The sequence below is a fragment of the Marinobacter sp. BW6 genome (assembly GCF_008107725.1).
GTDB lineage: Bacteria > Pseudomonadota > Gammaproteobacteria > Pseudomonadales > Oleiphilaceae > Marinobacter.
This window is the reverse complement of sequence record NZ_VIRN01000068.1, coordinates 150,975-167,448: the sequence shown is the minus strand read 5'-3', so window position 1 is coordinate 167,448 and position 16,474 is coordinate 150,975. Positions and strand designations below refer to the sequence as shown.

Below are 16,474 nucleotides of genomic sequence, written 5' to 3'. Positions count from 1 at the left end.
GGGAGCTCCATGCCTGACTGTCCTGAATACTCGCTGCTCGAACTGGCCTCCGTCCGCGAAGGCGACTCTGTGGGCACCACGCTTGCGAACAGCGTGGCTTATGCCCAACGGGCGGAAAAGCTTGGCTTCAAGCGATTCTGGCTCGCCGAGCATCACAACATGGAAGGCATCAGCAGCTCCGCCACCTCGGTCCTGATCGGGCATATCGCGGGCAAGACAGAAGCCATCCGGGTCGGTTCCGGCGGTGTCATGCTGCCGAACCACCCTCCATTAGTCATTGCCGAGCAGTTCGGAACCCTGGAAAGCCTTTACCCCGGACGGATTGATCTCGGGCTGGGCCGGGCACCCGGCACTGACCCGATAACCGCCAGGGCGCTGAGACGGGACGGTCTGGGCGCGGAACAGTTTCCGGAGGACGTCGCCCGCTTGCAGTCCCTGCTGGGCCCACTCCAGCCCGGCCAGCCCGTAAAGGCAATACCAGGCGCCGGCACCAACGTGCCGCTCTGGCTGCTTGGCTCAAGTCTCTATAGCGCCCAGCTAGCAGCCATGCGAGGCCTGCCCTACGCCTTTGCCGGGCATTTCGCACCAAGACTGTATCGGGAAGCCCTGAGAGTCTACCGTGACAATTTCCAGCCTTCGGAGCAGCTGGAAAAACCCTATTCGATGCTCGCCCTGCCAGCCGTTCCTGCCGACTCGGCTCGGGAAGCAGAGCACCTGGCCACCACCAGTTATCAACGTATTCTGGCGTTGTTCCGGGGCCAACCGCTCTGGATGAAGCCTCCCGTGGAGACGATGGACGGGCTGTGGAACGCCGGCGAAAAAGCCAGCGTGAAGGATTTTCTCGGGCTGCAGCTACTGGGCGATGCCGAAGCCATCCGACGGCAGCTTGAGCAGATTCTTTCGGGCATAGAGGTTGACGAACTGATGTTCACCGTGGATATCTATGATCCCGAGAAACGAAGGCATGCCCTCGACATCCTTGCACTAACCCGAAAGGCGGGGCAGGCGCTACCTTAGAGCACCGATTCCACCGCATCGATCAGCTCGGGATCCTGAGGGCGAACCCTACTTGGGAATGACTTCACAACCGTGCCGGAACGATCGATCACGTACTTGGTGAAATTCCAGCGCGGTGGCTGGCTCTGCCCGTTGATGGCCTGGAATACCGGATTTGCCTCAGCCCCGGTCACCGCACCCGGGGCGATCATGGTGAAAGTCACGCCGAAGTTCTTGAAACAGACCGTAGCTGCTTCGGCTTCCGAATCTGCCTCCTGACGGAAATCGTCGCTGGCAAAGCCGACCACAACCAACCCACTCTTCGAGTATTGCTTGTGCAGGGCTTCCAGCCCCTCGAACTGGCCCGTGTAACCACAGCGGCTCGCGGTATTGACAACGAGCATCGGCTTGCCAGCAGCCAGGTCACAAAGATTCACGGTATCGGTAGAGTGCAGTTTGCGCTGCTCATGATCCAGAAACGCCGGACAGCTGTCCGCAGACGCCGCCTGTCCACCCACCAGGCCGGCAACCAATGCCGGAATCACCAGAATCTGTTTCAAGTTTTTCATGGATACGATTTCCCTCTTCGGCTCACCCCATGTCATACGCCCCGACCGGACAGTTGGCTCAGCCATCGGGGTAGACAGAACCGGTCCGGCTGCCCATCATTCCTGCACAAACGCGTTCAGAACCGGAGCCAGCTTTATCATGACCGACACTCCCATCCACGTCTTTCTTTCCCACGGCCTGGAAAGCGGTCCTGGCAGCACCAAAATCCAGGCCATGAAAGCTGAGGCCGAAACCTTCCCCAATATTAAGGCCCATGCCGTCGACCACCGAAGCAGCAAGGACCCCGCCACCCGCCTGGAGCAGATGCGCGAGGCGATGGCGCAATGCGGCGCCAACCCGGAACATACCATTCTGGCCGGTTCCAGCATGGGCGGCTGGGTGTGTGCCCAGACCAGCTCGGAAACGCCCGTTCTCGGCTGTTTTCTTCTGGCGCCAGCGCTGGCCATGGAGAGGTATCCCCAATCCAGTCCAACCATCCAGGCACGCCACAAACAGATTATTCACGGCTGGGATGACGACGTTGTTCCGGTTGCACCGGTGCTGGATCTGGCACGTAAACAGGGGCTTCCGATATTGGTGCTTCCTGACGGTCACCGGTTGGAAAAAAGTGTTGAGCGCGTTGTCAGTGAGTTCAGCGATTTTATCCAAACCTGCCTTTCAGATATGAATCGACCGTGATTTCATGAACTTGCAGAACGGGGAAAACCATCTCCACCAAAAGGATTGTTTTGGCCATTTTCTTGCGAAAACCACTTTGTTTTGCCAGTCTTTATTAATGTAACAATACATTACGGTAAAAAAACGAACGGAGAAAACCCGATGAGCAGCATGAGCAAGTTCAAGAAACTGGCCGGAATTTCAGCGTTCGCGTTCGCTGCAATGACAATGGCGAACTCTGTAAACGCCGCGAACTGGCGCTATGCACACGAAGAATACGAAGGCGACGTCCAGGATGTATTTGCATACAAGTTCAAGGAATACATCGAGGATAATTCCGACCACACCCTGCAGGTTTATCGCTTTGGCGAGCTGGGTGAGTCCGACGACATCATGGAGCAAACCCAGGCTGGTATCCTGAATTTCGTTAACCAGTCTCCCGGCTTTACCGGCTCCCTGATTCCCGAAGCCCAGATCTTCTTTATTCCTTATCTGATGCCCACCGACATGGACACGGTCATCGAATTCTTCCGGACCAGTGATGCCATTAACGAGGACTTCCCGGAGCTCTACGCGGAAAAAGGCCTCGAACTGCTCAAAATGTACCCGGAGGGAGAAATGGTCGTGACCGTCGACGAGAAGGTCACCAAGCCAGAGGACTTCAACAACAAGAAGATCCGGGTCATGACCAACCCGCTTCTGTCTGAGACCTACTCAGCCTTTGGTGCAACCCCGACCCCGCTGCCCTGGGGTGAAGTGTACGGTGCCCTTCAGACTAACATGATTCAGGGTCAGGAAAACCCGATCTTCTGGATCGAGTCCGGTGGTCTGTATGAAGTGTCCCCGAACCTGGTCTTCACCAAGCACGGCTGGTTCACCACTGCCATGATGGCGAACCAGGATTTCTACGAAGGCCTGTCTGACGCCGACAAGAAGCTGGTTCAGGACGCCGCTGACTTTGCCTTTGAAGAGATCATCGTGCACATCGACGGTCTGGCCGACGAAGCGCTTGCCAAGATCCAGAAGGCCAGCGACGAAGTTACCGTTACCCGCCTGAACGACGAACAGATCGAAGCCTTCAAGGCCCGCGCGCCTCAGGTGGAAGAGAAGTTCATCGAGATGACCGGCGAGAGCGGCAAGGAACTGCTGAACCAGTTCAAAGCAGACCTGGAAGAAGTTCAGAACAACTGAAACTGAAGGAACTACTCCCGCCGGCTCCTGCCGGCGGGAGGCTATGCTAACCCCGCCCCGCCGGGGACTTCCTACCGGCCGGGAGCGACATGCTCTGGAGCAGACCCCATGTCCGAGAATTCCCCGGATCTTGAAGACGACACCGGCACCTACGAGTCCGGCCTGCCCGGATTTCTGGGAACCATCGATGAAGTCATTGCCAAGACCGAGGCCTTCATGCTGGCGGTTGGCGTAATCCTCATGGCAATCAACACCTGCGTGAACGTGATTGCGCGGTATGTGTTCGGCGAAGGCCTTTTTTTCTCAGGTGAGATCAACCGGATACTGATTATTCTGATTACCTTTGCCGGCATCGGCTACGCAGCCCGCCACGGCAGGCACATTCGGATGTCCGCAATCTACGATGCATTGCCAGTCAAGGGCCGCAAGGTTTTGATGATCGTCATCGCACTGTTCACCTCTCTGGTGATGTTCTTCCTCTGCTATCACTCTTTTGGCTACATCGAAACCCTGTACAGCCGTGGGCGTATTCTGCCCGCCCTGGGCTTTGAGATCTGGTGGATTTACATCTGGGTCCCTGTCGGTTTTGCCATCACGGGTATTCAGTATCTTCTTACAGCCATCAAAAACTTCACCAGCAAGGATGTATACCTATCCACTGGGGTAGTCGACGGCTATGCAGACACAGAATCGGAAGTATGAACCCTGCAGCTGACGTTAAGAAAGGATAGGAAATCATGGCAACTATAATGATGTTGATCATGATCGGGTTGCTGCTGCTGGGCTTCCCGATGATGGTTCCACTGATCACAGGTGCGGTGGTCGGCTTTGTAATGATGTTTGATGGCTTCAGCCAGATGGGTACTTTCGTCCAGCAGATGATGGGCGGTATCCGGCCTGCCTCACTGATTGCAGTCCCAATGTTTATCCTGGCGGCGGATATCATGACGCGCGGTCAATCCGCGGACCGGCTGATTAACATGGTCATGGCGTTCATTGGCCACGTAAAAGGCGGCCTGGCAATCAGTACCGCCACCTCCTGCACCCTGTTCGGTGCGGTTTCCGGCTCTACCCAGGCAACAGTGGTTGCCGTTGGCTCGCCCCTTCGGCCAAAACTGCTCAAAGCCGGTTATTCGGATTCTTTTTCACTCGCGCTGATTATTAACTCCAGTGACATTGCCTTTTTGATCCCGCCCAGTATCGGTTTCATTATTTACGGGGTTATCTCCGAGACATCCATTGCTGAGCTGTTCATTGCCGGCATTGGACCAGGCTTGATGATTCTGTTGATGTTCTCTATCTATTGCCTGATCTACGCGCACATCAACAAGCTGCCCACCGAAGAAAAATCCACCTGGCGCCAACGCGGCATAGCCATGCGCGAGGCATTGTGGCCCCTGTTTTTCCCGGTCATTATCGTCGGTGGTATCTATGGCGGCATCTTCAGCCCCACCGAAGCCGCGGCTGTCTGTGTTCTCTACGCCTTCCTGTTGGAATTTGTGGTATTCCGGTCACTCAAGCTTCCGGACATCTATCGGATCGCCAAGTCTACCGGTCTGATCACCGCGGTCGTGTTCATCCTGGTGGCGGTGGGCACAGGCTTCTCCTGGATCATTTCCTTTGCCCAGATTCCCCAGGCCATCCTGGATTCGGTCGGAATCAGTGACATGGGCCCGGTTGGCGTGATGATTACCATCTGTATCGCCTTCTTCATTGCCTGCATGTTCGTTGACCCGATCGTGGTGATTCTGGTGCTGACGCCTATCTTCGCACCAGCCATCGCGGCCTCAGGCATCGACCCGGTACTGGTCGGTGTTCTGATCACCTTGCAGGTAGCCATCGGCTCTGCAACGCCACCGTTTGGCTGTGACATTTTCACCGCCATCGCGATATTCAAGCGCCCTTATCTGGAGGTTATTCGCGGCACGCCACCGTTCGTGTTCATGCTGATAGCCGCTGCCGGACTACTGATTGCGTTCCCGCAAATTGCCTTGTTCCTGCGCGACCTGGCCTTCAGGTGATCTGACCACCCTGAAGGGTGAACACAAAGGAGAGCGACATGTTCAAACGGATTCTGGTGGCAGTAGACGGTTCAATGACCTCTTTCGATGCCTTGAGCAAGGCCATTGAGCTCCAAGAACTGACGGATGCCGAAATCTACCTGCTTTGCGTCTACAAGCATCACAGCCTGTTTGAGGCATCTCTGTCGATCGGACGGCCTGCAGAAATGGACATCCCCGATAAAGTGCTTTCGGAATATGCCAAGGATGTGGTGAATCACGCAAAACAACTTGCGGCGGACCGTGGTGGCAAAAACGTCCGGGGTTTCGTGAAAGCAGGCAAACCGTCAAAGGTCATCGTGGAGTTTGCCAAAGAAAAGAGCGCAGATCTGATTGTGATCGGCACGAAGGGCACACACAGTGACAAGGACGGCCTGTTTCTGGGCAGTGTTTCACACCGGGTAGCGTCTCACGCAGAATGTCCGGTGTTGGTCGTGTGACCGCTTAACCAGAGATTTCGACCCGATTGCGGCCGGCTTCCTTGGCGCTATAAAGCGCCTTGTCGGCCAGGGTCAGAATCTGTAGCGGCTTCTCGCCACTGGCTGGCCAGTTGGCAACACCCACCGAGACCGTCAGTCCCCCAATATCCCTCTCCCGATGGACGATTGACACCTCCCGGACTGCCTCACAAATCTGGTTCGCTTTGTCTCTGGCAGCTTCGGATGTCGCCCCCGGCATGACCACAACAAATTCCTCACCGCCATACCGGCATACGACGTCACTCTCCCGAAACTGCTTTTGCAGAATACCCGCGACTACCTTCAGGGCATCGTCCCCGGCTTCATGCCCGTGGGTATCGTTGAACTGCTTGAAATGATCGATATCGACGATCAGCAGGGATAGCGGTAGTTCGTTGCGCTGCGCGACCGCGCTTTCATGTTCGAAAAGCTCATCAAAGTAGCGACGGTTTTTCAGGCCAGTGAGTGCATCCTCGTAGGAAAATTTCTGTAACTCTTCCCGCAGGGCAATACTGGAAAGCGTGATACTGATTCTCTGAATCGCCTGGTCCAGCGCCGCAAACAGTCGGGCCGAACCATACTCACTCTCTGCTTTTCCGAAAACGCCATCCCCTTCCAGCAGGAGAACACCCTCGGTGACGTTGCCCGCACTGGCCGACTCCACGTTCAACCAGAAGCACAGGGTGGCGCTTTCGATTGCAGTATCCACGGCTTCAGGACCCTCCCACTGCCTCAGTTCCGGCAGCTTTGAAGGTTTCGGGAGACCTTTGCGGGCGTCCAGCAGAACTGGCAGGGGAACCGGGCGACTGAGCCCCCAGACAGCCACCCGATCGTATCGGTCGCCAGAGCCTCGTTGATAAAAGGCGCCTTTCAGCGGGCTGCATATGGATGGGAACGCGCGAACAAGCAGACCGAACGCCTGCTTCAGGCCCAGACAGTCCTGGAGTTCGGCAATCACGTCCCCCAGGATCCGGTTCTTCTCGTTTTCAAACGTTAACATCCGCACCCGGGCCTGCTCACGGCGGGCCAGAGCCTCTGCTTTGGCAGTACGTTCGGCAACCTTTTCTTCCAATGACACGTTCAGCCGCTTGAGCGCCTCCTGGGTTCCCGCATAGTGCCACAGTGAGATAACTACCACGGCCAGTGAGAACAGGAGCATGCCCCAACTGACCGGAACCCGCACCCAGGGCAAAACCCCGTGAGCGACCGCCATATCCACAATCAGCAGCGCACAGAAAAAGCCGAATGCCAGGAGCAGGATCTGTTGTTCCCGCAGCATCCGTCGGATACGACGCAGGACCACGGCAAATATGATAACCAGAGAAGCAAGAAACAGCGCATCGAATGGCGGGAATGTCGACGAGAGGTCAAACATACCCGCCATAGGACCGAGCATTGCCCCCACAAAGTACAAAAGATGAACCTTCCAGATCAGGTTGATCACCCAGGGGCGATGGTTGGTCAGCCATTGCTCAAGCAGCAGGGCCATGGCCACCGGCAGCATGTAATAGGAACCAGCGGCCAGGTAATCCCACATCAGGGGCTGGTAGGCGATCAGCAGACTGGCCTGGCTTTCGGAGACCAGCATGAGGGCGGAAGCGAGGGTGAACAGGGAGATACTTGCAAAGGTTTTCTTTTCTGTCTGCAGCAGCGCGAAAATGATGGCCAGCAAGGCGATCAACGTGGCAAAGCCTGCGATCACCAGGGCTTCCAGAGAATTCTTGAGTATGTACAACACCAGGTCCGGGTGGTCCATGATGGAGACCTCACCCCACAGACCGATATCCGTGTAGTTTGAGAAGATCCGGAAATACACCGGCTTGCCTTCATAGTTTTCGGGCAGGACAATTTCATGCCAGGGCCAGCCTTCAAACCTGCCTCGGCCCTGTTCATCAAACTCGCCATATTGGTAGATTTTTTCACCCTCAACCCAGACCTGTACAATCAGATCGACACTGAAGATGTAGAGGACGGGCTCCTGCCACTCGCCGGTTGGCAGGGTGACCCGGAACCAGACGTTTTCACGTCCTTCACGACCGGGTGGATTGGAAGGGAAACCAATGCTATTCCATTTTTCGGGCGCATCCTGCAACACCCACTCCGGAATACCATCTTCAGTGAAAGGTGAGTCACCCCAGCGGTATTCCCAATCCTGAGTGACCGGCTGCGATGCTGCATGGGCCAAAACGGGCATCAAGAGGGCCAGGAACAGCGCGGTAATCAGGCGTAGCAGGCTAATCGGTGTCATCAGGAGGGCAAACCTGCGTCTTGTAACGATCAGCCCTGATTATAGCCCAGTCCCTGCGAAATCCAGAGAGCTGATGTCATTGCGGCTCCACCACCCATTCAGGGTCTGCAAACTCACCAATGGGTTTGATGTCGACAAACGGCGCAGCACTGCGAATGATCTCAGCCACCTCGGGATTGTGCTGTCCTTCCATGGCGTCCCGCTGCTCCTTGCTCTCCCAGGAGGCGATTGCAATCAAGGTATTGGGGTCGCCAATCTTTCGGTGCAGCTCGGTACCCCGGGCCCCGGGCGCCTGCTGGATGATTTCGCTTGCTCTTACCCAGGCATCCGCGTATTCCTCGGCGGTGTGTCCCTCCCGGATATGCACTTCGAAAATGAACTTCATGAGACCTCCTGACGGCTGCCTGTTGGGTCCTCGCTCGCTCCCCGTGGGTGCGGCGGATCCTGTCAGCGTGAAGAACGCCCCATCACCAGCAACGCCAACAGAGCAGAACCCACCATCAACAGCAGTGCCACCGCATTGAGCACGGGCGTCGACCCTTCGCGAAGACGGTTGAATAGCGCCACCGTCAACGGCGTATCGCTACCTGTCAGCATAACGGTGGTATTGAAGTTTTCAAATGACATCAGGAACGCCATGGCGGCAGCTCCGAAAATAGACGGCAATAGCCAGGGCAGAGTCACGGTAAACCAGGCCACCAGTGGCGTGGCGCCCAGATTCAGGGCGGCTTCCTCCAACTGGGGATCAAACTTGCGCAGGCGGGCGGCGATCACCAGCGTGCTCAGAGTCGCGATGAAGGTCACCTGCCCCATCACCACCAGGGTCATACCGGGCCTGAACAGATCCAGCTCAATTCCCCAGGCCGCCGAAATATCATTAGCCATACCGCTGTAAAACACCAATATGGACACCCCCAGAATGACACCGGGAATCACCAACGGCAGCAGCATAAGCAGGTACAGGAACTCCTTGCCCCTGAACTGCACCCGCTCAAACAAAACGGCGTTAACACATCCAAGCGTGACGCTCACCAGAGTCACCCAGAAAGCAATCTTGGCGCTGACCCAAAGGGCCGTAAGCAGTCCATCATCGTGGAAGAGCCCGATGCGGCCTTCACTGCCATCCGCGAAATACCAGTCCAGAGTAAAGCCTTGCCATGGCAGCGACGGGAAAGGCGCATCGTTGAAAGCAAACACGGCTGTAACCAGCAGGGGCAAGGCCAGGTACACGAAAAATGCCACCAGATAAGCCAGGTAGAGGCTATCAAACAAACGGGACCGGGGAACCGAACGAATCATGGCCTCACCCCATCACCTTGCGCAATGATTGACCGGAGATCTTCAACCCGAGCCAGACGATGACCGACGACAGCACCAGCAGAAGAACACCAAGCGCGGCACCCTGCTCCCAGTTAAAGCGGGTGATGAACTGGGTGAAGATCTGCTCGGTAAACCAGGCGCTGTCCTTTCCGCCCATGAGTACCGGGGTCAGATAGCTGCCAAGGGTGAGCATAAACACAACGATGCAACCGGAAACAATGCCGGGCATAGCCCAGGGCACAACGATTTCGCGCAACACGGTGCCGTGACCGCCGCCGAGATCGTAGCCGGCTTCCACCAGGTTCTCATCCATGCCATCGAGGGTTGTTACCAGCGGCACCACCATGAACAGAAGGCCGTTATAGACCAGCCCGATAATCACTGCGACATCGTTGTAGAGCATTTCCACCGGGCCATCCACCCAGCCCAGTGCTTGCAGCCAGGAACTGAACAGGCCACTTTCCCGCAACAGAATCATCCAGCCGTACGTACGCACCAACTCACTGGCCCAGAACGGAATCAGACAGGCCAGGAACAGGATACCCTTGGAGCGCCCCCGGGCAAGACGGGCAATGTACCAGGCAATGGGGAAGGCGATTATCAGGGTCAGAAAGGTGGTGAACAGTGACATCACCCCGGTACGCACAAAAGTCCGCCAGTAATAGGACTCGGTAAAGAAATTCTGGTACTGCTCGACTCCCCAGGCAATGGTGTCCCAGCTTTCACGGACCTGGAACGACACCCGGAGCATCTGAAGATGAGGCAACAGCACCAGCAAGATTATCCAAAGCAGGAACGGTGTGAGCAGTAACCAGAGGGATAAGCGACTGACCGAGGGCTTCACAGACTGTCTGCTCCAAAGACCCTGGCCAGGGCCGGATTCCAGGCCAGCCGGATTGAGCTATCGGCAGACAGCCTTGGTGCCGAGCCATCCTGAGGCAAGCGAGCATACACCGGCTGCCCACACGTCTCAGCCTCGACCCGGCTGTTGGCGCCATCGAACAAGGTGGTACGCACTTTCGCCTGCATCGACGAGTAGCCGGCACTGAGCGCATCTCCCGAGAGCACCAGGGATTCGGGTCGGATATACAGTTCGGCACGATGGCCGGCCTGAAGGTTATCCGATGCCACTCTGCCCTGGACCAGGACACCATCATCCAGACGGAGTTCGGCCAGATTATCCCGCACAGACACCAGCTCTCCGGACAGGCGATTGTTATCGCCGACGAACCCGGCTACGAATGGTGTGGCCGGCTCCCGGTAAAGCTCTTCCGGAGGGGCTACCTGATCAAATCGGCCGTCCCGCATAACGGCCACCTGGTCCGACATCACCATGGCCTCCGACTGGTCGTGTGTGATGTACACGAAGGTGGTGCCGAACTGCTTCTGGAGGTGTTTGAGCTCCACCTTCATCTGCTCACGGAGTTTCAGGTCGAGGGCGCCGAGGGGTTCGTCCAGCAGCAGGAGCGTGGGCTCCAGTACCAGGCAGCGCGCCAGCGCAACCCGCTGTCGCTGGCCACCAGACAGCTCCTGTGGGTTGCGGTGCTCAAGATCGGGCAGGCCTACCTGCTCCAGCACCCGGGCAATGCGCTTTCGCCGCTCTGCCAGTGGCATTTTCCGGCGCTTGAGCCCATAGCCGATGTTGTCGCCCACCGACATGGTGGGGAACAGGGCCAGATGCTGGAACACCATGTTGACCGGCCGACGGTTCGGCGGCACATCGTTCATGCGCTGGCCACGGATGTGAATATCACCTTCATCGGGTTTGTCGAATCCGGCCAGGAGTCGCAACAGGGTGGTCTTGCCACAACCGGAGGGGCCAAGAATGGAGAAAAACGTGCCCGCAGGCACGTCCAGGGAAACATGATCCACCGCGGCATTGCTGCCAAATCGGCGGACCAGTCCCTCACAGAACAGGTCCGAATCCATGCCCATGTGGATCAGTTCGCGGCCTGAACGCGATCCAGCACCTGACCTTCCATGGTTTCCAGCCCCGGGGGCACCGGCGGATACCACTTGATATTGTTGATGGCGGTTTCGTCGAAGCTTTCGCGATATGCGTCCCGAAGGTCGGCCTTCACAAACTCATCCGCACCTTTTGAAGCGGTAAAGTTGCCCGAGGCGTTGGTGATACGGGCTGCAATTTTCGGCTGCATCACGAAATTGATCCACTTGTAGGCGGCTTCTTCGTTCTCGCTGCGGCGAGGAATCGCGAAGGTATCAATCCAGCCCAGGGCGCCGGATTCGGGGGCAACAAACCGGATTTCCGGGTTTTCGGCATTGAGCTTCCAGCCGCCGGCATCCCAGGCCATGGCCGCTTTCACTTCACCGGTACGCAGCAGAGCCAGCAACTGATCGCCACCGGTCCAGTAGGTTTTGACATTGCTCTTGCAGTCAATCAGCTTGTCCTCAACCTTTGTCATGATCGCTTCGTATTCATCGCGATCGGCATAGGCCGAAAACGGGTCCATCCCCATGGCAAAGGCAAAACCGATCAGTGTGGGTCGTTTGAGCCGGTAGCTGACCTGGCCCTCAACACCGGAGTCACACAGATCGGTGTAATCGGTAACGGTATCCGCCACAGAGCTGTGGACGATCAAACCACTGGTACCCCAAACCGAAGGCACCCCATAAAACTTGCCATCCAGCTCAGTGGAATCCTGAGTAGCCTTGACCATCGACGGCTGCAACTGATCGGTATTCACCCGGCTGAAATCGATGGGCTTGTAAATGTTGAACTGGCGCTGGACGCCGACAATGCGGTCCTGGCTCGGTTGGGCCAAATCAAACCCCGCCCCACCCGTCGCACGAAGCTTGGAAATCATGTCTTCGTTGTTGGAGAGGGTCACTTTCACATCAATGCCAGTCTCCTCCTCAAACTGGGCGACCACATCATCCGGAGCGTAGCCGCCCCAGGTTATCAGGCGCAGCTCTTCGGCCGAGGCACTGCCGGAGAAACTTACGGTAGTCAGGGCTGCAGACAGCAAAAAAGCACGGTTCCGTGTCGAACGAGAGGGCATGATCATAACGTGTCCTTACTTATGGCAAGTTCAGAAGTTTGCTAACCATTTGTTATCAGGAAGTTATAGACCATGTATTGCAGTTTTGTGAAACCCGATACAAAAAAACGGAGGCCGAAGCCTCCGTTTTTTTGTGGTTCCATAACGTATCGGCCTGCTTAACGCCCGGACTTCAACATTTCCCAGTATTTGGCATAGACCTGCAGGGCATCGTCACCGATGTCGGTCTGGAACTCGGCATTGATCATGTCGGTGGCGTTCGGATAGCTTGCCCGGTTATTGGCGACTTCGTCCGGCAGCAGGTCCCGCGACGCCAGGTTCGGTGTGGCATAACCGATCTCCTCGCTGATCAGCGCGGAGATTTCAGGCTGCAGTACGAAACTGATGAACTGGTGGGCCGCTTCAGGATTCTTGGCGTTCTTCGGAATCACAAAGCTGTCGAGCCAGGCAATGATGCCCTCTTCGGGATAGACGTACTCGAGCGACTCCATGGTGTCCTTGCCCATCACGGCCTCGCCGTTCCAGATCATGCCGACATCGGTCTCACCTTCCAGGTATGGCATGCGGGGCGCATCGGAGTTGAAGGTGCGAACCGAAGGCATGAGCTCGGAGAGCTTTTCATAGGCCGCCTCAATTTCATCCGGATTGGTGCTGTTGCCGGAGTACCCCAGTACCCGCAGGCCAACGTGGAAGACTTCCCGCATGTCGTTGGTGAGCATCACCCTACCATCGAAGCGGTCTTCCCAGAGGTCTTCCCAGGCGGTGACCGGCTCGCCTTCAATATCTGCGGTATCCACGGCCAGACCCGTGGTGCCCCAGAGATAGGGCACGGAGAATTTGTTCTCCGGATCGATATCCAGGTTCACCAGCTCCGGATCCAGGTTATCAAAGCCCTCAATCTTGCTGCGATCGATCGGCAGCAGCAGGTCTTCCTGGCGCATCTTGCTGACGTAGTACGTCGACGGCACGGCGAGGTCATAAGCCGCACTGTCATCCAGCAGTTTCAAACGGGCATACATGGCCTCGTTACTGTCGTAGGTGGTGTAGACCACCTGAATGCCGGTTTCCTCGGTGAAGCGGTCAAGCACTTCCTGAGGCATGTATTCGGACCAGTTATAGAGGTTGAGAACCTGGGGCTCCTCGGAACTACACCCCGTTAATCCAACTGCCAGCATGCCGGCCAGCGCCAGTTTCTTCATCGTTTGCTCCTTATCAGAATCCATTGAGACAACATCAGCATAATCAGTGAAAACACCAGCAACAGTGTGCCCAGGGCATTCACCTCGGGTTTCAGGCCCACACGCACCATGGAGTAGATGCGCAGAGGCAGAATTTCATAGCTCGGGCCACTCACAAAAGTGCTGACCACGACATCATCGAGAGACAGTGTAAACCCTAGCAGCCAGCCTGCCAGTAGCGCCGGCATGATCACTGGGATCAGCACGGTCCGGGTCATGGTGAAATCAGAAGCGCCAAGGTCCCGTGCAGCTTCCGGCAAGCTCTCATCGAAACCGCTCAACCGGGCCATCACCGTGATCACCACGAACGGCAGACAGAAGGTCACATGGGCCAATAATAGGGAAACGTAACCCAGCTGCAGCCCTACCAGCAGGAACAGGGCCAGCAGAGAGATAGCCAGGACAATCTCCGGCGACATCATCACCACAAACAGCATGCCGTTCAGCAGCTTCTTGCCCCGGAACCGGTATCGGTGCAGGGCCAGGGCGGTCAGGGCACCTATCACCGTGGACACGGTGGCCGCAGACAGCGCCAGCCAGAGGGAATTCCACATGGCATTGACCATGGCCCGGTTGTTAAACAGCGACTCGTACCAGCGCAAACTGAGACCACCCCAGGCATAGCCGGTGCGGGAGTCGTTGAACGAGAACACCACCAGCACCACGATGGGGACATAGAGCAGGAGATAGACCAGCGTGAGATAGGTTCGGGGCAGCCACCGTGTCATCACGCGCCCTCCTCACCGATTCGCCGTTTACTCAACCGGTGCGCAAACATGAGAAACGCCATGGTCACGGTAAGCACGATGCTGGCGGCGGCCCCGAAAGGCCAGTTGCGGGCATCGAGGAACTGGTTCTTGATCACGTTGCCTACCAGCAGGTTTCTCGAACCACCCAGGATATCCGGAACGAAGAACAGGCCCATGGCTGGCAGTAAGACCAGCATCACACCGGCCAGAACCCCCGGCAGGGTGAGCGGGACAATCACATGGACAAAGGTGGAAAACCGACCCGCACCCAGGTCGTGGGACGCCAGCAGCAATTCCTGCTTCAGATCCTCAAACACCGAATACAGCGGCAGGATCATGAACGGCAGCAGCAGATACACCAGACCAATGATCACCGCGCCCTCGGTATAGAGCAACTGCAGCGGCTCATCGATCAGTCCTATCGACATCAGGGCGCTGTTCAGCAGACCGTTGGTCGCCAGGATCAGCTTCAGGGCGTAGGTGCGCACCAGTGAGTTGGTCCAGAAAGGCACGATCAGCAGGAAGATCAGTATCAGCTGTCTCTGTTTACCAACCTTGGAGAGCGCCCAGGCAAACGGATAGCCAATCAGCAGGCACACCAGCGTGGTCATCGCCGCCATGTACAGGGAGTGCAGGAAAACCTCCAGATACAGCGGGTCAAACAGCTGGCGATAGGCATCCAGATTCAGGGGCAGAGACAGGAACGAGACCGGGTCCCGGGTCATGACACTGGCGCCTACCACCAGCAGATTCGGCGCCAGCACCAGGAACAGGAGCCAGCCCCAGACCAGAATCAGGACAGCGGTTTTGAACGGCTGCTGCATAACGCTATGCATCGGCCGGCATTTCCTCTTCGTTCCTCTGGCCAGCTTCCTCGGGAAGCAGCCATTCCCAGCCATCAACCCAGCTGACCTTTACCGGCTCTCCAAGCCGGTAATCAAACGCCGGGTCATCCTCATCAAAGAATTCGCTGGCCAGAACTTCAGTGCCGTCGGCGAGATGGATTACCGAATCCAGCGTGCTGCCCTTGTAATTGCGCTCGACAATCTTGCCTGCAACGCCGTTCTCGTCGTCAGGTTCGAGAACCCGGATATCTTCCGGTCGCAGCAGGACATGCAGGGATTGCTCAGCCTGCACCGGAAAATCCGGACGACGCAGTGTTCGCTTGAGGCCGAAGACATCCACCGTGATGGAACCGTCCTGAACCGAATCCACCGTGCCCGGAAAAAAGTTGGTCTCGCCTACAAACCGGGCCGTGAAGAGATTGGCCGGTCGCTCGTAGACTTCCCGAGGCGTTCCCAGTTGCTGAACCAGGCCATCCTTGAGCACCACCACCCGATCCGACATCGATAGCGCCTCTTCCTGATCATGGGTCACGAAGACAAAGGTGATGCCAAGCTCCCGTTGCAGGCGCTTCAGCTCCACCTGCATGGTACGGCGCAGCTTGTAGTCGAGGGCCGAAAGCGGTTCATCCAGCAGTAGCAGCCGCGGCCGTTTGACCACCGCCCGGGCAATGGCAACCCGCTGCTGCTGGCCGCCGGACAACTGATGGGGCTTACGACGGGCAAAATCCTGCAACTGGACCATGGCCAGCGCTTCATCGACGCGCTGGCGAATCTCGTCTTTCGGACGTTTCTCCATTTTCAGGCCATAGGCCACGTTGTCGAACACCGACATATGGGGAAACAGCGCGTAATGCTGGAACACGGTATTTAACGGGCGGTTTTCCGGGGCGGTGTGGGTGAGATCTTCTCCCGCCAGGGTAATGGTGCCGTCGTCCGGGTGCTCGAAACCAGCCATCAGGCGCAGCAGGGTGGTTTTACCGCAACCCGAGGGCCCCAGAAGGGTAATGAACTCGCCGTCGTAGATTTCAAGATCCAGACCATCGAGCACCGTTTTGCCACTGAATTGCTTGGAGAGATTGCTCAGGGATAGCAGTGTCTGTTTCATCGGCGCTGCCCAAAGAA

The 16,474-nt window shown here is 57.0% G+C and carries 17 protein-coding genes; 6 read left to right on the top strand and 11 right to left on the bottom strand.

The genetic code is table 11. From position 1 onward, the window contains the following. Positions 1-9: 9 nt before the first annotated feature. Positions 10-1,017 carry an LLM class flavin-dependent oxidoreductase gene (locus FMN52_RS17610; protein WP_148609925.1) on the top strand — a complete coding sequence of 336 codons (1,008 nt, stop codon included), beginning with the start codon at positions 10-12 and terminating at the stop codon, positions 1,015-1,017. On the opposite strand, the gene FMN52_RS17605 is transcribed toward FMN52_RS17610, so the two are convergent. Beyond that, entirely contained in the window at positions 1,014-1,565 is a 552-nt protein-coding gene (locus tag FMN52_RS17605) for a glutathione peroxidase (protein ID WP_148609924.1), read from the bottom strand. The genes FMN52_RS17610 and FMN52_RS17605 overlap by 4 nt on opposite strands. Before the next feature lie 139 nt (positions 1,566-1,704). Between FMN52_RS17605 and FMN52_RS17600 the strand changes: the two genes are divergently transcribed. The 5 genes from FMN52_RS17600 to FMN52_RS17580 all read left to right on the top strand — a co-directional run bounded on the left by FMN52_RS17600 (position 1,705) and on the right by FMN52_RS17580 (position 5,914). Then, entirely contained in the window at positions 1,705-2,244 is a 540-nt protein-coding gene (locus FMN52_RS17600) for a YqiA/YcfP family alpha/beta fold hydrolase (protein WP_148609923.1), read from the top strand. Between the two features lie 141 nt (positions 2,245-2,385). Beyond that, the gene (gene dctP, locus FMN52_RS17595) at positions 2,386-3,414 is read left to right on the top strand and encodes a TRAP transporter substrate-binding protein DctP (protein WP_148609922.1); all 1,029 of its coding nucleotides are present in this window, start codon (positions 2,386-2,388) and stop codon (positions 3,412-3,414) included. A 108-nt stretch (positions 3,415-3,522) separates the two neighbouring features. Next, entirely contained in the window at positions 3,523-4,116 is a 594-nt protein-coding gene (locus FMN52_RS17590; RefSeq protein ID WP_148609921.1) for a TRAP transporter small permease, read from the top strand. A gap of 35 nt (positions 4,117-4,151) precedes the next feature. Further along, the gene (locus FMN52_RS17585; RefSeq protein WP_148609920.1) at positions 4,152-5,435 is read left to right on the top strand and encodes a TRAP transporter large permease; all 1,284 of its coding nucleotides are present in this window, start codon (positions 4,152-4,154) and stop codon (positions 5,433-5,435) included. Between the two features lie 38 nt (positions 5,436-5,473). Beyond that, entirely contained in the window at positions 5,474-5,914 is a 441-nt protein-coding gene (locus tag FMN52_RS17580; RefSeq protein WP_148609919.1) for a universal stress protein, read from the top strand. A 4-nt stretch (positions 5,915-5,918) separates the two neighbouring features. On the opposite strand, the gene FMN52_RS17575 is transcribed toward FMN52_RS17580, so the two are convergent. The 10 genes from FMN52_RS17575 to potA form a co-directional block, all read right to left on the bottom strand. Further along, a complete protein-coding gene (locus tag FMN52_RS17575) occupies positions 5,919-8,180 on the bottom strand; it encodes a GGDEF domain-containing protein (protein WP_148609918.1) in 2,262 nt (753 codons plus the stop codon). 76 nt (positions 8,181-8,256) lie between these two features. Continuing rightward, positions 8,257-8,565 carry an antibiotic biosynthesis monooxygenase gene (locus FMN52_RS17570; RefSeq protein WP_148609917.1) on the bottom strand — a complete coding sequence of 103 codons (309 nt, stop codon included), beginning with the start codon at positions 8,563-8,565 and terminating at the stop codon, positions 8,257-8,259. A gap of 62 nt (positions 8,566-8,627) precedes the next feature. After that, a complete protein-coding gene (locus tag FMN52_RS17565) occupies positions 8,628-9,479 on the bottom strand; it encodes an ABC transporter permease (RefSeq protein WP_148609916.1) in 852 nt (283 codons plus the stop codon). A 4-nt stretch (positions 9,480-9,483) separates the two neighbouring features. Next, positions 9,484-10,344 (bottom strand): ABC transporter permease, encoded by an 861-nt coding sequence (locus FMN52_RS17560; protein WP_148609915.1) that lies wholly within the window; start codon positions 10,342-10,344, stop codon positions 9,484-9,486. Beyond that, positions 10,341-11,435 carry an ABC transporter ATP-binding protein gene (locus tag FMN52_RS17555; protein WP_148609914.1) on the bottom strand — a complete coding sequence of 365 codons (1,095 nt, stop codon included), beginning with the start codon at positions 11,433-11,435 and terminating at the stop codon, positions 10,341-10,343. Before FMN52_RS17555 ends, FMN52_RS17560 begins: the two co-directional genes overlap by 4 nt. Positions 11,436-11,440: 5 nt before the next feature. Next, on the bottom strand, positions 11,441-12,520 hold the full coding sequence (locus FMN52_RS17550; RefSeq protein WP_148610091.1) for an extracellular solute-binding protein: 1,080 nt from the start codon (positions 12,518-12,520) through the stop codon (positions 11,441-11,443). 158 nt (positions 12,521-12,678) lie between these two features. Beyond that, on the bottom strand, positions 12,679-13,719 hold the full coding sequence (locus FMN52_RS17545; RefSeq protein WP_148609913.1) for an extracellular solute-binding protein: 1,041 nt from the start codon (positions 13,717-13,719) through the stop codon (positions 12,679-12,681). Continuing rightward, entirely contained in the window at positions 13,716-14,486 is a 771-nt protein-coding gene (potC, locus tag FMN52_RS17540) for a spermidine/putrescine ABC transporter permease PotC (protein WP_148609912.1), read from the bottom strand. Before potC ends, FMN52_RS17545 begins: the two co-directional genes overlap by 4 nt. Further along, on the bottom strand, positions 14,486-15,343 hold the full coding sequence (gene potB / locus FMN52_RS17535) for a spermidine/putrescine ABC transporter permease PotB (protein WP_148609911.1): 858 nt from the start codon (positions 15,341-15,343) through the stop codon (positions 14,486-14,488). Before potB ends, potC begins: the two co-directional genes overlap by 1 nt. Continuing rightward, positions 15,336-16,457, bottom strand: coding sequence for a spermidine/putrescine ABC transporter ATP-binding protein PotA (gene potA, locus FMN52_RS17530; RefSeq protein WP_148609910.1), 1,122 nt, complete (start codon positions 16,455-16,457; stop codon positions 15,336-15,338). Before potA ends, potB begins: the two co-directional genes overlap by 8 nt. Between the last annotated feature and the right edge of the window lie 17 nt (positions 16,458-16,474).

Excerpts from the sequence above, each read along its gene's own strand:
- FMN52_RS17610 (WP_148609925.1), top strand. The coding sequence starts at position 10 with ATGCCTGACTGTCCTGAATACTCGCTGCTCGAACTGGCCTCCGTCCGC.
- FMN52_RS17605 (WP_148609924.1), bottom strand. The coding sequence starts at position 1,565 with ATGAAAAACTTGAAACAGATTCTGGTGATTCCGGCATTGGTTGCCGGC.
- FMN52_RS17600 (WP_148609923.1), top strand. The coding sequence starts at position 1,705 with ATGACCGACACTCCCATCCACGTCTTTCTTTCCCACGGCCTGGAAAGC.
- dctP (WP_148609922.1), top strand. The coding sequence starts at position 2,386 with ATGAGCAGCATGAGCAAGTTCAAGAAACTGGCCGGAATTTCAGCGTTC.
- FMN52_RS17590 (WP_148609921.1), top strand. The coding sequence starts at position 3,523 with ATGTCCGAGAATTCCCCGGATCTTGAAGACGACACCGGCACCTACGAG.
- FMN52_RS17585 (WP_148609920.1), top strand. The coding sequence starts at position 4,152 with ATGGCAACTATAATGATGTTGATCATGATCGGGTTGCTGCTGCTGGGC.
- FMN52_RS17580 (WP_148609919.1), top strand. The coding sequence starts at position 5,474 with ATGTTCAAACGGATTCTGGTGGCAGTAGACGGTTCAATGACCTCTTTC.
- FMN52_RS17575 (WP_148609918.1), bottom strand. The coding sequence starts at position 8,180 with ATGACACCGATTAGCCTGCTACGCCTGATTACCGCGCTGTTCCTGGCC.
- FMN52_RS17570 (WP_148609917.1), bottom strand. The coding sequence starts at position 8,565 with ATGAAGTTCATTTTCGAAGTGCATATCCGGGAGGGACACACCGCCGAG.
- FMN52_RS17565 (WP_148609916.1), bottom strand. The coding sequence starts at position 9,479 with ATGATTCGTTCGGTTCCCCGGTCCCGTTTGTTTGATAGCCTCTACCTG.
- FMN52_RS17555 (WP_148609914.1), bottom strand. The coding sequence starts at position 11,435 with ATGGGCATGGATTCGGACCTGTTCTGTGAGGGACTGGTCCGCCGATTT.
- FMN52_RS17550 (WP_148610091.1), bottom strand. The coding sequence starts at position 12,520 with ATGCCCTCTCGTTCGACACGGAACCGTGCTTTTTTGCTGTCTGCAGCC.
- FMN52_RS17545 (WP_148609913.1), bottom strand. The coding sequence starts at position 13,719 with ATGAAGAAACTGGCGCTGGCCGGCATGCTGGCAGTTGGATTAACGGGG.
- potC (WP_148609912.1), bottom strand. The coding sequence starts at position 14,486 with ATGACACGGTGGCTGCCCCGAACCTATCTCACGCTGGTCTATCTCCTG.
- potB (WP_148609911.1), bottom strand. The coding sequence starts at position 15,343 with ATGCATAGCGTTATGCAGCAGCCGTTCAAAACCGCTGTCCTGATTCTG.
- potA (WP_148609910.1), bottom strand. The coding sequence starts at position 16,457 with ATGAAACAGACACTGCTATCCCTGAGCAATCTCTCCAAGCAATTCAGT.